Source organism: Nonomuraea sp. WAC 01424, assembly GCF_003947315.1.
Lineage (GTDB): Bacteria > Actinomycetota > Actinomycetes > Streptosporangiales > Streptosporangiaceae > Nonomuraea > Nonomuraea spiralis.
The window spans coordinates 216,528-231,106 of sequence record NZ_QHHZ01000005.1; the positions used below are offsets into that span (position 1 = coordinate 216,528).

General features: G+C 70.2%; 11 protein-coding genes. 7 read left to right on the forward strand and 4 right to left on the reverse strand.

The window, feature by feature from the left end:
• Positions 1 to 147: 147 nt before the first annotated feature.
• Positions 148 to 1,509, reverse strand: coding sequence for an FAD-binding oxidoreductase (locus tag DMB42_RS15845; protein ID WP_260477721.1), 1,362 nt, complete (start codon positions 1,507 to 1,509; stop codon positions 148 to 150).
• A 144-nt stretch (positions 1,510 to 1,653) separates the two neighbouring features.
• Between DMB42_RS15845 and DMB42_RS15850 the strand changes: the two genes are divergently transcribed.
• Positions 1,654 to 2,133, forward strand: a complete 480-nt coding sequence (locus DMB42_RS15850) for a hypothetical protein (RefSeq protein ID WP_125635214.1) — start codon at positions 1,654 to 1,656, stop codon at positions 2,131 to 2,133.
• Here DMB42_RS15850 and DMB42_RS15855 read toward each other — a convergent pair.
• Positions 2,130 to 3,335 (reverse strand): aminotransferase class I/II-fold pyridoxal phosphate-dependent enzyme, encoded by a 1,206-nt coding sequence (locus tag DMB42_RS15855; protein WP_125635216.1) that lies wholly within the window; start codon positions 3,333 to 3,335, stop codon positions 2,130 to 2,132. The two genes, DMB42_RS15850 and DMB42_RS15855, sit on opposite strands and share 4 nt — an antisense overlap.
• Before the next feature lie 142 nt (positions 3,336 to 3,477).
• Between DMB42_RS15855 and ctaD the strand changes: the two genes are divergently transcribed.
• The 3 genes from ctaD (at position 3,478) to DMB42_RS15870 (ending at position 9,271) form a co-directional block, all read left to right on the forward strand.
• The gene (ctaD, locus tag DMB42_RS15860) at positions 3,478 to 5,229 is read left to right on the forward strand and encodes a cytochrome c oxidase subunit I (protein WP_396982389.1); all 1,752 of its coding nucleotides are present in this window, start codon (positions 3,478 to 3,480) and stop codon (positions 5,227 to 5,229) included.
• Positions 5,230 to 5,501: 272 nt separating this feature from the next.
• Entirely contained in the window at positions 5,502 to 8,252 is a 2,751-nt protein-coding gene (locus DMB42_RS15865) for an immune inhibitor A (RefSeq protein ID WP_260477723.1), read from the forward strand.
• 80 nt (positions 8,253 to 8,332) lie between these two features.
• Entirely contained in the window at positions 8,333 to 9,271 is a 939-nt protein-coding gene (locus DMB42_RS15870; RefSeq protein ID WP_125635218.1) for a diacylglycerol kinase family protein, read from the forward strand.
• Between the two features lies 1 nt (position 9,272).
• Here the strand turns inward: DMB42_RS15870 and DMB42_RS15875 are convergent, their stop codons facing one another.
• Together DMB42_RS15875 and DMB42_RS15880 are read right to left on the reverse strand one after the other, a co-directional pair.
• A complete protein-coding gene (locus DMB42_RS15875; protein ID WP_125635220.1) occupies positions 9,273 to 10,046 on the reverse strand; it encodes an SWIM zinc finger family protein in 774 nt (257 codons plus the stop codon).
• Between the two features lie 2 nt (positions 10,047 to 10,048).
• Entirely contained in the window at positions 10,049 to 12,847 is a 2,799-nt protein-coding gene (locus DMB42_RS15880; RefSeq protein WP_312024733.1) for an SNF2-related protein, read from the reverse strand.
• 410 nt (positions 12,848 to 13,257) lie between these two features.
• Here DMB42_RS15880 and DMB42_RS53215 point away from each other — a divergent pair, with 410 nt between their 5' ends.
• The 3 genes from DMB42_RS53215 to DMB42_RS15890 are packed head-to-tail and all read left to right on the forward strand — an operon-like array spanning position 13,258 to position 14,537.
• Positions 13,258 to 13,422 carry a hypothetical protein gene (locus DMB42_RS53215; RefSeq protein ID WP_185844679.1) on the forward strand — a complete coding sequence of 55 codons (165 nt, stop codon included), beginning with the start codon at positions 13,258 to 13,260 and terminating at the stop codon, positions 13,420 to 13,422.
• 51 nt (positions 13,423 to 13,473) lie between these two features.
• Positions 13,474 to 13,854 carry a phage holin family protein gene (locus DMB42_RS15885; RefSeq protein WP_125635224.1) on the forward strand — a complete coding sequence of 127 codons (381 nt, stop codon included), beginning with the start codon at positions 13,474 to 13,476 and terminating at the stop codon, positions 13,852 to 13,854.
• Entirely contained in the window at positions 13,851 to 14,537 is a 687-nt protein-coding gene (locus tag DMB42_RS15890) for a DUF3618 domain-containing protein (protein ID WP_221762175.1), read from the forward strand. Before DMB42_RS15885 ends, DMB42_RS15890 begins: the two co-directional genes overlap by 4 nt.
• Positions 14,538 to 14,579 lie beyond the last annotated feature (42 nt).

Consider the following 14,579-nt stretch of genomic DNA (forward strand, 5'->3'; position numbering starts at 1 on the left):
CAACCAGCAGATGGGGCAAAACGCTACCAGCGTGACATGTGGGGCGTCTGCCGGACCTGAAAGTAAGTGCCATGCTTTGACGGGACATGTCAGCGTTTCGTCGCAGGTCGTGTCCACGCCGGGGCCCAAGGTCACGGCTTGGACAATTCAGATGGCCTTGCCCGGATTCATGATCCCCAGCGGGTCGAAGACCGCCTTGATGCCCCGCTGCACCTCGGCCGCCACCGGCCCCGACTCCAGTTCCAGCCAGCGCCGCTTCAGCACACCCACGCCGTGCTCCCCGGTGAGCGTGCCGCCGAGCGACAGCGCGTGCCGGAACACCTCGTCGGCCGCGGCCCACACCTCGGCGGGCGGCTCGGCGGTGCCGTGCTCGAAGATGAAGACCGGGTGCAGGTTGCCGTCACCGGCGTGCGCGACCGTGCAGATCCGCACCCCGTGCCGGGCCGCCGACGCCTCGATCGCCGTGATCATCTCGGGCAGCGCCGAGCGCGGCACGCACACGTCCTCGACCAGGCACGCACCCAGCCGCTCCTTGGCCTGGTAGGCCATCCTGCGCAGCCCGACCAGCTCCTCGGTCTCCTGCGGGCTGGAGGAGACCGCCACGAACGAGGCGCCGTTGTCCAGGCACAGCCGTTCCATGCGCGCGGCCACCGCCTGGCCGTCGGCCGCGTCGGACTGGCCGATCAGCATGGCCTGCGTGGCCGGTTCGAGCCCGATGTTGCGCCAGTCGTCAATGGCCTCCAGCGTGGCCCGGTCCAGCAGCTCCATCAGCGAGGGCTCGCAGCCCGCGGCCATGATCGCCGACACGGCCGCGCCCGCCTCGCGCAGCGAGCCGAACTCGGCGGCGAACGTCGCGGGCGGCGCCGCGGGCGCCCGCCGCAGCCGTACGGTGGCCGCGGTGATCACGCCGAGCGTGCCCTCCGAGCCGACGAACAGCCCGGTCAGGTCATAGCCGGTGACGCCCTTCATCGTGCGCCGCCCGGTGTTCAGGATCCGCCCGTCGGCCAGCACGACCTCCAGGCCGAGCGTGGCGTCCCTGGTGACGCCGTACTTCACGCAGCGCAGGCCGCCCGCGTTGGTGGCCAGGTTCCCGCCGATCGTGGAGATCTCGTACGACGACGGGTCCGGCGCGTACATCAGCCCGTGCTCGCGGGCGGCCCGGTCGAGGTCGGCGGTGATGACGCCGGGCTCCACCACGGCGATCTCGTCGGCGGGGGAGAGCTCCCTGATGGCCGTCATCCTGGCCAGGGACAACACGATCGAGCCGTCGCCGGCCGTGGCCGCGCCCGCGAGCCCCGTCCCCGCGCCGCGCGGGACGACCGGCACCCGGTGCTCGGTGGCCCATCGCATGGTCGTCACCACGTCCTCGCGGGAGGCGGCCAGCACCACGCCGAGCGGTTTGCCCGGCGCCACGAACGTGCGGTCGCGGGCGTAGGAGTCGATCACATCCGGGTCGGTCAGCACGCGAGCTTCGGACAGCGAGTTCACCAGGGCATCAATCGGTCTCACACCAGAACCTTACGGTTTGCGCGGACCGTTCCTAAAGGCCAGACTGCCCGGGTGGAAGTCAGGTGTCCGGTGTGTACGCAGGCTGACCAGCTCGTCGCGGTCCCGGGGGCGGTCGCCGCAGGGACCACATACCGGATCGGAAGGGTGAAGCTGCCCGGTCAGCGCGAGATCGCCGACCTGCCGACCGCGCCGTCGATGGGCGCGTCGAAGCACGTCATGAGCCGTACGCAGCTCGCGGTGTGGATGTCGTTCCCCAGCCGCCACTACACGCCCTGGGCCAGGAACCAGGGGTGGATCCTGCTCGGCGTGGCGGCCCTGGTGCATCTCGTCGTGTCGCTGGTGATCGCGATGGGCAAGGACTCGCAGTGGAGCGAGGTGCTGCTCGCGCCCTTCTGCCTCACGGGGCTGTTCTGGGGGCTCGGGCTGCTGTTCGTGCTCGGCGCGCGCGGCGCCCGCAGGCGCGACCACGCCGAGGCCCCGGCCCGGGACAAGGCGCTGGCCGTGTGGGAACGGCTGTACTACTGCGCCCGCGACAACGTCGCGTTCGAGCCGGGGGTCGGTGTCTCGTTCCATCCGGGCGAGACCCGCGAGTACATCTTCGGCTTCAGGGGCCGGGCGATCTAGCCGCGTTCGTCGGCCACCACGCGGACGCAGACGGCCAGGCCCTCTATGGCCTGCTCCAGCTCGTCCAGCTCGGGGAAGGTGGGGGCGATCCGGATCGTGTTGTCGCCCGGGTCCTGGCCGTAGGGGTGGGTGGCCCCGGCCGGGGTGAGCGCGATGCCGGCGGCCTTGGCCCTGGCCGCCAGGGCGGCGGCGTGCGGCACCTCCAGGCTGATGAAGTAGCCGCCCTTCGGGCTGGTCCAGGTGGCCAGGCCGCCGAGCCGCTCGGTCAGCACCTTGTCGACCAGCTCGAACTTGGGCCCGATCAGCGCGGCGTGCCGCCGCATGTGCGCGGTCACGCCGGCCGCGTCGCGCAGGAACTCGACGTGGCGGAGCTGGTTGAGCTTGTCGGGGCCGATCGACTGCTTGGCGGTGTTGGCGAGGAACCACTCGACGTTGGCCGGCGAGGAGCCGAAGAACGACACCCCCGAACCCGCGTACGTCACCTTCGAGGTGGAGGCGTAGACGAACACGCGGTCGGCGTTGCCGTGCTCGGCCGCCAGCGCGAGCAGGTCGGCCAGCTCGTCTGGCGTGTCGGTGAGGTGGTGGACGGCGTAGGCGTTGTCCCACATGATCCGGAAGTCGGGGGCCGCCGTCGGCATCGCGGCCAGCCTGCGCACGGTCTCGTCGCTGTAGGTGACGCCCGACGGGTTGCTGTACTTCGGCACGCACCAGATGCCCTTGATGGTCGGGTCGGCGGCGACCAGGCGCTCGACGACGTCCATGTCGGGGCCGCCGGCGTCCATCGGGACGGCCGTCATCTTGATGCCGAGCCGCTCACAAATGGTGAAATGCCGGTCGTAGCCGGGCACCGGGCACAGGAACGTGATCTCCGGCTCCTCGACCCAGCGGCGCTCGGCCCCCGGCACCTTCGACAGCAGCGCGTGCACGATGGTGTCGTGCATCAGCGTCAGGCTGGAGTTGCCGCCCACGACGAGCTGCCCGGCGGGCACCTGGACCAGCGGCGCGAAGATCTCGCGCAGCTCGGGCAGGCCCTGGAGGTTGCCGTAGTTGCGGCCGTCGGTGCCGTCGGCCGCCTTGTGGGAGGTGGGCAGCCCGAGCAGGGCGTCGGAGAGGTCGAGCTGGCGCGGTGACGGCTTGCCCCTGGTGAGGTCGAGCGAGAGCCCCCGTTGGACGAGGGCGGCGTAGTCACTCTGTGCGGTCACGAGATCTCTCCTCCGAGTCGGTTCGGTGCAAAGGATAGAAGAAATCCAGGGAAGAGCCGGTAATCGACCGGCATGTGGGACATCGGATCAAAGACGTGCTAAAGAAGCGCTTCCCGTCCGGCGATGGTTGGCGTGGAATGGGATGCATCGGGGCAGGCACAACTCCGCGAAGGAGGGAGCAGCCGTGACGACTGTTCGGCAATCCTCGATCGAGCAGGTCAGGCGCCGCCGCACCGGCACCGTCATCGCCTCCTGGCTGTCGACGACCGATCACAAGGTCATCGGGTACCTCTACCTGATCACCTCCTTCGGGTTCTTCCTCGTCGCGGGCGTCATGGCGATGCTCATCAGGGCCGAGCTGGTGCGTCCCGGCATGCAGGTGGTCAGTCAGCAGCAGTACAACGAGCTGTTCACCATCCACGGCACGGTGATGTTGCTGCTGTTCGCCACGCCGCTGTTCGCCGGGTTCGCCAACGTGGTCATGCCGCTGCAGATCGGCGCGCCGGACGTGGCCTTCCCCCGGCTGAACGCGGTGGCGTACTGGTTGTTCCTGTTCGGCGGGCTGATGGTGCTGGCCGGCTTCCTCACCCCGGGCGGCGCGGCCGCCTTCGGCTGGTTCGCCTACACGCCGCTGTCGTCGGCCGTGCACTCGCCGCAGGTCGGCGGCGACCTGTGGGTCATGGGTCTGGTGATGTCCGGCCTCGGCACGATCCTCGGCGCGGTCAACTTCATCTCCACGATCATCGGCATGCGCGCCCCGGGCATGACGATGTTCCGCCTGCCGATCTTCACCTGGAACGTCCTGCTGACCAGCATGCTCGTGCTGATGGCCTTCCCCGTACTGGCCGCGGCGCTGCTCGTGCTGGAGTCGGACCGCAAGCTCGGCACGCACGTGTTCGACGGCGCCAACGGCGGGCCGCTGTTGTGGCAGCACCTGTTCTGGTTCTTCGGCCATCCCGAGGTCTACATCATCGCGCTGCCGTTCTTCGGGATCATCACCGAGGTGATCCCGGTGTTCAGCCGCAAGCCGATCTTCGGCTACATGAGCCTGATCGGGGCCACCATCGCCATCGCCGGCCTGTCGATGACCGTGTGGGCGCACCACATGTTCGCGACCGGGCAGGTGTTGTTGCCGTTCTTCTCGTTCATGACGTTCCTCATCGCGGTGCCGACCGGGGTGAAGTTCTTCAACTGGATCGGCACGATGTGGCGCGGGCACCTGTCGTTCGAGACGCCGATGTTGTTCGCGGTCGGGTTCCTGGTGACGTTCCTGATCGGCGGGCTGACCGGGGTCATCCTGGCCTCGCCGCCGCTCGACTTCCACATCAGCGACACCTACTTCGTCGTCGCCCACTTCCACTACGTGGTCTTCGGCACGGTCGTGTTCGCCATGTTCTCCGGCTTCTACTTCTGGTGGCCGAAGATGACCGGCAGGATGCTCGACGACCGGCTCGGCAAGCTGCACTTCTGGACGTTGTTCGTCGGCTTCCACACCACGTTCCTCGTCCAGCACTGGCTCGGCCAGCTCGGCATGCCGCGCCGCTACGCCGACTACAGCGCGGCCGACGGATTCACCACGCTCAACGAGATCTCCTCGGTCGGGGCGTTCCTGCTCGGCGCCTCGACGCTGCCGTTCCTCTACAACGTGTACAAGACGGCCAGGCACGCGCCCAAGGTCACGCTCGACGACCCCTGGGGTTACGGCGGCTCGCTCGAATGGGCCACCTCCTGCCCGCCGCCGCGGCACAACTTCACCAGCATGCCGCCGATCCGCTCCGAGCGGCCGGCGTTCGACCTGCACTACCCGCGCGAGGACGCGGCGCCCGCGACCGTGGCACCCGCGACTGTGGCGGCCGCCGAGCCGAAGACGCCGCCGGCGGTCACCTCCGACTGACCTTACGGAAAGCGCGGCGCGGTCCCGAGGGTGGCGGTCGTGCGGCCGGGTGAGATCCTCGTCCTCGGCCGCCGTACGCAGGATGATCGCACTGTTCTGTTACGCCGCGGCCATTGTGGGCGGCGTGTTCGCCGCAATTCTGCTAGTCGAAATGTCGTAGTTTGATCACGTTTCAACAACGTACTTTACGACCCGTTTATTCACCCTCTAGCGTCCGGCATTGCACACCCTATGGCCATGCGCCCGGCGACCCCGGGCAGAGAGGGTACCTGGTGCCAAGCTCAAAGCGCCTGTTAGTCGCGTTCCCGGCGGTCGCCCTCCTCGGCGCCGCCCTGACCGTCCCGGCGGCCCAGGCCACGTCAGTGGCCAGCTACCAGCCCACGGCGGCGGACTACTACATCAACTACGCTCCCCCGCGGGTCGAGAAGGAGCCGCAGGAGCCCAGTCTGAGCAAGGGCAAGGCCCGCTCGCTCTCGCCGGCGGAGAAGTTCGACAGGAAGTTCGTCACCGGCAACCCCGCCGCGGCCCGCGTTCTCGCCGCCCGCGAGAACCAGGCGATCAGGACCGGCCGCAACCCGGCTGAGTGGATCTTCAAGAACTCCAAGCAGGTCAAGACCGCCAAGCTCCTGACCGTCCTGGTCGAGTTCAACGATCAGGCGAACGACGACTTCTCCGGCTTCAACCGGCTGCGCACGACCGACAGCCCGCCGGACGACTGCGTGGTCGAGCCGCCAGGCACGCTCAAGAACGGCCCGCTGCACAACAACATCCCCGACCCGGCGACGCTGCCGCAGAAGGACAACAACTCCTTCTGGCTCAAGGACTTCAGCACCGACCACTTCAACAAGATGCTCTACAGCGACAAGGGCATCACCGAGCGCGTGCGCAAGGACCTGAAGGACCCCCGCGACAACAAGCCCGGCATCGACATCTCCGGCTACACCATGAAGAAGATGTACGAGGAGCTGTCGAAGGGCGCCTACTCCGTCACCGGCTCGGCCGTCGGCTGGATCAAGGCCCCCCACTCCGAGGCGTACTACGGCGCCGCGGCCTGCGGCGGCCAGCCGCAGGACATGTCGGGTCACCCCAGCAACCCGACCGGCGCGGGCCAGCTCGCCATCGACACGGTCGACGCCCTCGCCGCGACGCAGCCGAACTTCCCCTGGGCCGACTACGACCAGGAGGACGTGTCCGACTCCGACGGCGACGGCAACTTCGACGAGCCCGACGGCGTCATCGACCACCTGGTGATGGTCCACGCCGGCAAGGACAAGTCCTCCGACGGCGGCGCCGAGGGCACGTACGCCATCTGGGCGCACTCCAGCGCGGTCGCGGGCGGCTACAAGATCCCCGGCAGCGACAAGAAGATCTCCAACTACATCGTGCAGCCCGAGGACTCCGGCGTCGGCGTCTTCGCCCACGAGTACGGCCACGACCTGGGCCTGCCCGACCTGTACGACACCAGCGGCCAGGCCAGCTCCGCGGTGGACTTCTGGGACCTGATGTCCAGCGGCTCCCACTCCGGCCCCATCTTCCAGTCCATGCCGACCCACATGGGCCTGTGGGACAAGTGGGTGCTCGGCTGGGCCAACCCGAAGACGTTCAACCCGGGTGACGCCTCCAGGCTCGTCACGGTCGGACAGTCCTCGCGCACACCCAAGCTCACCGAGGACGGCGTCCGGGTGAACCTGGCCTCCACACCGCTGAAGATGATCGAACCGCACAGCGGCACGAAGGCCTGGTGGTCCAACCTGGACCAGGACTGGGCCAACCAGACCCTGACCCGCGACGTCCCGGTGCCCGCAGGCTCCGACGTGCGGTTCTGGATGTGGAACAACTACGAGATCGAGCAGGACTGGGACTTCGGCTTCGTGGAGGTCTCGGCCGACAACGGTCAGACCTGGACCCAGCTCAAGGTCTACGACGAGGCCGGCACCGAGGTCAGCACGCCCGACGGCTACCCCGACCCGAACAAGAACCTCAAGACGTTCGGCAACAAGAAGTACGGGCTCACCGGTGACACCGGCGGCCAGTGGCGGCACGACTACGTCAACCTGACGCCGTACGCCGGCCAGTCGATCAAGCTGCGCCTCACGTACAACACCGACGCCGCCTTCGAGCCGCGCGGCTGGCACGCCGACGACTTCTCGCTCACCAACGGCGGCACCTCCGTCTGGAGCGACGACGTCGAGAACGGCGACAACGGCTGGAAGGCCACCGGCGGCACGTTCACCAACACCAGCGGCCAGGGCTGGACCACCAACAACGGCTCGCGCGAGATCTCCCGCTTCTACCTCGCCGAGTGGCGCAACTTCGACGGCTTCGACAAGGGCCTCCAGTACGCCTACGACACCAACTACTCCCGCGACGGGGCGTGGAAGGTGGAGAAGGTCAAGTACAACGCGCCCGGCCTGCTGGTCTGGTACCGCGACTCGACCTTCACCAACAACTCGGTGGTCAACAACCTGACCCTGCCGCCGAGCATCGGCTCCAAGGGCAGCCTGCTGGTCGTGGACTCGCACTACGACCCGCTGCGCCGCACCGGCACCGCCGCCCAGAAGGACCCGAGCAGGCACAAGAACCTCGAAGGCCGTACGCAGTCGTCGAACGCCGCCTTCTCCTTCAACAAGACCTACCCGTTGAAGGAGTGCCTGGAGGCGCCGGACGAGCCGTTCAGCGAGTACTGCACCAACGTCCCCGCGCTCAAGGGCGTGTCCGCCTTCACCGACGCGAAGACCTGGGTCCCGGGCTTCGAGTTGCAGAACGGCTCGCTCTACTACCGTGACTTCGACGCCTCCACGGTGGTGCCGAGCAAGGGCGACCAGCCGTACAGCACCCGCGTGGTGCACCTGGACGGCACCCCCGCCACCGAGCTGTACGGGACCGACCTCGGCGACGGCAACGTCGCCGGCTCCGGCAACCCGGGCGACGAGGGCAAGGCCCTCGGCGTGCAGTTCAAGCTGATCACTCCGCTGCCGGGCAACCTGGGCGCCATCGTCCAGGTCGTCCCGCCGAAGAAGTAGCGTGACGGGGGCCGCCGGGGTGTTCCGGCGGCCCCCGTTCCAGCACAGGGCGGCGGTTCCAGCACCTACGATTGATGACCATGAGCGAACTGCGCACCAAGATCGAGCACACTGAGGCGATCCGGCGGGATCGCCGGGTGGCGGTGGTGGTGAACACTCGCTCGCGCCGCGGCCGCCGCCACTACTTCGAGGTCATCGAGCAGCTGCACAACCTGGGGTTCGAGCCGCTGGTCGAGCTGTCGGTCTACAACCCCAAGCGGCTGCGCGACCTGCTCGACACGGCCCTCGCCACCGACCCCGACCTGCTGATCGTGGGCGGCGGCGACGGCACCCTCTCCTCCGCCGTACGCCACGTCGCCCACCGCGACGTGGCGCTCGGCGTGTTGCCGCTCGGCACCACCAACAACTTCGCCAGGAGCCTCGGCCTGCCGCTCGACCTGGCCGGCGCCATCAGGGTGTTCTCCACCGGCAAGGTCGCCGACATCGACCTCGGCATGGCCGGCGACCGGCCCTTCGCCAACCTGGCCAGCTTCGGGGTCTCGGTCGAGGTGGCGGGCAAGGTCAAGCCTTGGCTCAAGCGCATCGTGGGCCGTCCCGCCTACCCGATGACCGCGCTGACCGTCCTGCCCGGCCACCGGCCCTTCCGGGCCTTCATCACCGTCGAGGGGCAGCGCCACGAGCTGCTCACCCACCAGCTCAACATCGCCAACGGCCGTTTCCACGGCGGCTGGCAGGTGGCCAGGGACATCAGCATCGACAACGGCATGCTGGTGGCCTACCAGCTCGGCTCCGGCAAGAAGCTGCGGCTGCTCGGCGAGACGCTGCTGCGCGCGACCACCGGCCGCTGGCGCAGCCTGGCGGGCGGCCCGTTCGTGGTCGGCCGCGAGATGTTGCTGGAGACCGACCCGCCCATGGCCGCCGACGTCGACGGCGAGGTACGCCTGCGCACCCCGATCACGCTGCGTGTGGTGCCCAACGGCGTGCGCGTGATGGTGCCCGACTCCTTCGAGGACCGCTGACTCAGCCGTCGCCGAGCGCGCGGTAGGCCGGGGCGAGCACCCGCGCCAGGTCGCCCGGCGGCGGGAAGACCCGCAGGAGCAGGTCGGGGGCCTGGGCCGCGGTACGCCGTTCCGGGCGGTGCGCGGTCGCGCCAGGGGCGTAGAAGTCGGCCAGCCGGTCGGCGAACGGCACGTCGGCCACCTCCAGCGGATCGGGCGCGGGCGGGTCGCCGGCCAGCGACCCGAGCAACTGCTCACGGGTACGCCCGCGCCAGGCCAGCACCAGGAACGGGTCGTCGTCGAACGACTCGGCCAGCAGGTAGAGCACCGCCGACAGGTGCTTGCACGGGAACCCCCAGTCGGGGCACGAGCACTCCATGTCGAGGTCACGCGGGAACAGGTCGACGCCCTGCGCCGCGAACAGCTCCTCGATCTCGGCCGGCATCTCCCCGGCCAGCAGCCTGGCCCGGTGGACGGCCTGCGCCGCGACGGCCTCCTCCAGCCGCGCCCACACGTCCTCGCCGTAGGCCTCGATCCTGATCACGACGTCGTACGGGACCGGCCGCGAGCCCTGGACGGCCGCCCGTACCAGCCCGGCCGACAGGTCGATCGAGCGGACCTGGCCCTTGCGGGCGTAGGCGCGGCCGCGGGACAGGCGGCCCTTGTCGCAGACGCGCTCCAGGATGTCGATGAAGCGCCTGGACCACCAGGCCGAGCCGATGCTGCCGCGCCGCGAGCGGGCCCGCAGGCCGCCCTCGACCTCGATCGGGCCGTCGCCGTCGTACCAGCCGGACATGCTCAGGACCCTCCCGTGAGGCGGAACACCTCGCGCAGCTCGTCGGTGGACAGGTCGGTCAGCCAGTCCTCGCCGGTGCCCACCACCCGTTCGGCCAGGGCCTTCTTACGCTCGATCATCTCGTCCACCCGCTCCTCCAGCGTGCCCGCGCAGATGAGCTTGCGCACCTGGACGTTCCTGCGCTGGCCGATGCGGAAGGCGCGGTCGGTGGCCTGGTCCTCGACGGCCGGGTTCCACCAGCGGTCGACGTGGATCACATGGCTGGCGGCCGTCAGGTTGAGCCCGACGCCGGCCGCCTTGAGCGACAGCAGGAACAACATCGGCTCCGGGTCCTGCTGGAAGCGGTCCACCAGGCGGTCCCTGGTCTTCTTCGGCAGGCCGCCGTGCAGCCACAGGACCGGGCGGCCGAGGCGCTGGGCGAGGTAGGGCTGGAGCATGGTGCCGAACTCGGCGTACTGCGTGAAGAGAAGCGCCTTCTCGCCCTCGGCCAGGATCTCCTCGGCCAGTTGCTCCAGGCGGGCCAGCTTGCCCGACCGGCCCGCCAGGCGGGAGCCGTCCTTGAGCAGGTGGGCCGGGTGGTTGCAGACCTGCTTGAGCCTGGCCATGGCCGACAACACCAGGCCGCGCCGCTCGATGCCCTCGCTGTCGTCGATTTTGGCCAGCATGTCGTCCACGACGGCCTGGTAGAGCGTGGCCTGCTCGGGGGTGAGCGGGACCCACTCCTTGACCTCCATCTTCTCCGGCAGGTCGGAGATGACGGACCTGTCGGTCTTGACGCGGCGCAGGATGAACGGGCCCGTCGCCCGCTTCAGCGCCTCGGCGGCCTGCTCGTCCTGGTGGGCCTCGATGGGCTCCTGGAACCGGGTGCGGAACCGGGAACGCGGGCCGAGCAGCCCGGGGTTGGCGAACTCCATGATCGACCAGAGCTCGGCGAGGTGGTTCTCGACCGGGGTGCCGGTCAGGGCCAGCCGGGTGTCCGTGGGGATCGACCGTACGGCCCGGGACTGGAGGGTGCCGCTGTTCTTGATCGCCTGGGCCTCGTCGCACACCACCCTGCGCCACTCGTGCTCCCGCAGGGCCGCGAGGTCGCGGTGGGCGGTGCCGTACGTGGTGATCACCAGGTCGGCGTCCGCGAAGCGGGCCGGGTCGCGCCCGGCGCCGTGGTGGACGTGCACGCGCAGCCCCGGCGCGAACCTGGCCGCCTCCCGCTGCCAGTTGCCCACCAGCGACATCGGGCAGACCAGCAGCGTGGGCGTGGCGGCCCGCTCGTGGACGAGCAGCGCCAGCGTGGTGATCGTCTTGCCCAGCCCCATGTCGTCGGCCAGCACCCCGCCGAGCCCCAGCTCCGACAGGAAGCTCAGCCACGCCAGCCCGCGTTCCTGGTACGGCCTGAGCACGGCGTCGAGGCCCGGCGGCGTCGCGATCGGGACGAGCCGCCGATCGGCCTGGCCGGACAGCAGGTCGCCGAGCACCCCGTCGGCGTCCACCTCCAGCAGCGGCAGCTCGTCGTCCCCGCGTACGACGTGGCGCAGCAGGTCGGCCGCGTACGCCTCGCCCGCGCGTACGCCCTCCACGGCCCGCAGCGCCGCCTTGAGCTGGCGGTCGTCCAGCTCGACCCACTGGCCCCGGACGCGCACCAGCGGCACCTTGAGCCTGGCCAGCTCGGCCAGCTCCGCCTCGCTGATCGTCTCCTCGCCCACGGCCAGGTCGACGCGGAAGTCCACCAGCTCGCGCAGCCCGAAGCCCTGGCTCACGGCCGCCGTCTGCGTCTTGGTCCTGGTGGTGAGCTTGAGCCCGAGCCGCGTACGGCCCGCCCAGCGCGGCAGTTGCACCCCGAACCCGGCCGCCTGGAGCAGCGGCGCGGCCTGGCGCAGGAAGCCGAACGCGCCCGCCGTGTCGAGGGCCAGCTCGCTCGGCTCCGGCACGCGCAGGGCCCGGTCCAGCTCCGGGTAGAGGCGTACGGCCTGGCCCAGGCCGGCCAGCAGCTCGCGTTCCGGCCGGCCGGGCAGGCCCTTCTCGCCGCTCCACACGCGGGCGGCGGGGACGTACAGGCTGGGGTCGTCGGCGGCCTGCAACGCCAGCTCCACCCGCCAGTCGTCGCCGGTGGCCGGTTCGAGCAGGCGGAAACACACGCGGGTGGCGCCCTCGGCCGCCGTGACCGCCGACCGCCAGCCTTCCAGCTCCTCGCGCAGCCCGGGGACGTCGGGGCAGGCCGGGTCGCCGGTCAGCGCGGCCAGCCAGCGTTCGTGCGGCGTCCTGGGCGTGGCGACCAGCGGCCCGGTCACGGCCTGCCGGACGAGCGCGTCGGTGAACGCCTCCAGCGCCCGCAGCTGGACCTCGGCGGCGGGACGCTCGACGGCCCAGGTGCGGCAGGCGGGCGGCATGGCCAGGGCCAGCTCCCTGAAGTACCGCGCGTCGGCCCCGCTCAACACCGGCCGCCACACCGCCCACGCTTGTGGAACGGGGTTCTGCGCTGTCGGGGGCTTCTCCGCGGGGACGAGCTGGGGGAGGACCCGGCCGCGGCGTACCAGGTCGCGGGCGAGGGCGGCGACGGCGGCCCAGTGGCGTACGGTGGCGGTGCCGTCGCCCGGGTGGTCCTCCAGCACCCGAAGGGCCTCGGCGGTCGGCAGGACGACGGCGGGCACCTCCCACGACAACAACCGCGGCCTGACGACCTCCGGCAGCAACCCCGTCTCGGGCGAGGGCAGCGGTCCCCTGACCGCCCCCGGCAACAACAACTCCAACACCCTGAACGCCGGCTCAGCCACCCCGAGCGCGCCCCTGAACGGCCGCTCAGCCACTTCCGGCCCCTCAGCGGCCCCGGAGGGCACCACGGCCACCCCGAGCCCTCCTGTCCCCTTGGAGGCCGCCTCAGTCACCCCCAACGCCCCCGCGATTCCCGACAGCGAAGCAGCGAACGGATGAACCCGCACCCCGGCCCGACCGCCCCCTCCGGCAGCAGCCAACCGGAGCCGCCCGCCCGACGGTCCGGGGTCTTCTGCGGGGGATGTGGCAGGGGTGGGGTCCTCTCCCCAGAAGGCGAGCCCGTCGCCTGCCCAAACCCCGTGTACCAGCACCCCGGCAGGTTACCGTCGCCCCCACGCCGCTCGGCCCGCCCGACCCACGGCCCCCCGAGACGTTCGCACAGAACCCCTGCGACGGCCACACCAGCGGCTTATATAAGCGACACCTGAAGTTGTATTATTGAGGTATGAATCCTCCCGGATCGTGGTGTGAGCGGCCCAAGCCGCAGGCTCCGTCCTGCGAGCTCCCCTCTCCGTGGAGCAAGCCGGAGCAGCCCGACAACTGGTGTGACGTGCCCAAGTCGCCGGTGGTGTCCGTGCTCGGCTTCCTGCTGAAGGCCGCCAAGCGGTAATAACAGGCGGTCAGCTGGGTAGTCGCATTCCTCAGCGGAGGAGGCGACGTCGTGAACGATACCCACAAGCTCGTCAGTGATCTGTCCGACCAGGTCTCCAGGCTCGTCAAGGACGAGCTGCGCCTGGCCAGGCTGGAGCTCGCGGAGAAGGGCAAGCGGGCCGGCTTCGGCGCGGGCCTGTTCGGCGCGGCCGGGATGGCCGCGTTCTTCGGCGGAGCCTCGCTGGTGACCGCCGTCATCCTGCTCCTCGCCCTGGTCCTGCCCGGGTGGGCGGCCGCCGCGATCGTGGGAGCAGTCCTGTTCGTCGCCGCCGCCCTGCTCGGCCTGACCGGCAAGAGCCAGGTGAAACAGGCCACGCCGCCCATTCCCGTCGAGACCATCGCGAGCGTCAGGGCCGATATCGACATGGTCAAGGAGAGGGCACACCGATGAGCGAGACGGACCCGGGATACAGCGAGCAGCACGCCGGTGACGTGGGCGCCCGCCGGGCGACCGTGGGCACCCCGACCGAACGCGAGTCGATCAACGTGCCCCCCACGAGGCCGGGCGCGGCCGAGAACGCCAGGAAGGCCGAGCTGGCCCGGCAGGCACACGAGACCTTCATCCCCGAGGTGCCCGCGCCCGACGACCGGACAGAGATGGTCGAGGACCGCGCGGCCGAGGAACGAGCGTTCGCCGAACGCGCGGCCGAGGAACGAGCGGCGTCCGGACGACACGGGAAGGGCGACCACAGGGGCCACAGGGGCCACAGGGACCACGAGGAAGAGGACGAGGTGCGAAGAAACATCAAGGAAACCCGTAACGAACTGGGCGACACGGTCAGCGCGCTGGCCGCCAAGACCGACATCAAGAGCCGGGCCGCCGAGGCGGCGGGCGCGGCCAAGGGCAAGGTCGCCGAGGCGACCGGCGTGGCCAAGGGCAAGGCGGCCGAGGCCGCCGGCACGGCCAAGGGTATGGCGAGCGAGGTCGCGGGCAAGGTCCGCGAGGCCACCCCCGACCAGGTCAAGGACGCCGCCACCGAGGCGAGGAAGCGCCCGGTGCTGCTGCTGGCCGTCGCGGGAGCCGTGATCGCGGTCGTCGTACGGCGGCTCAGGAAGCGCAACAGGGCGAAGTAGGCGTGCGTCTCCCCGAACGCCCCGCGGAACTGCCGCGAAGGG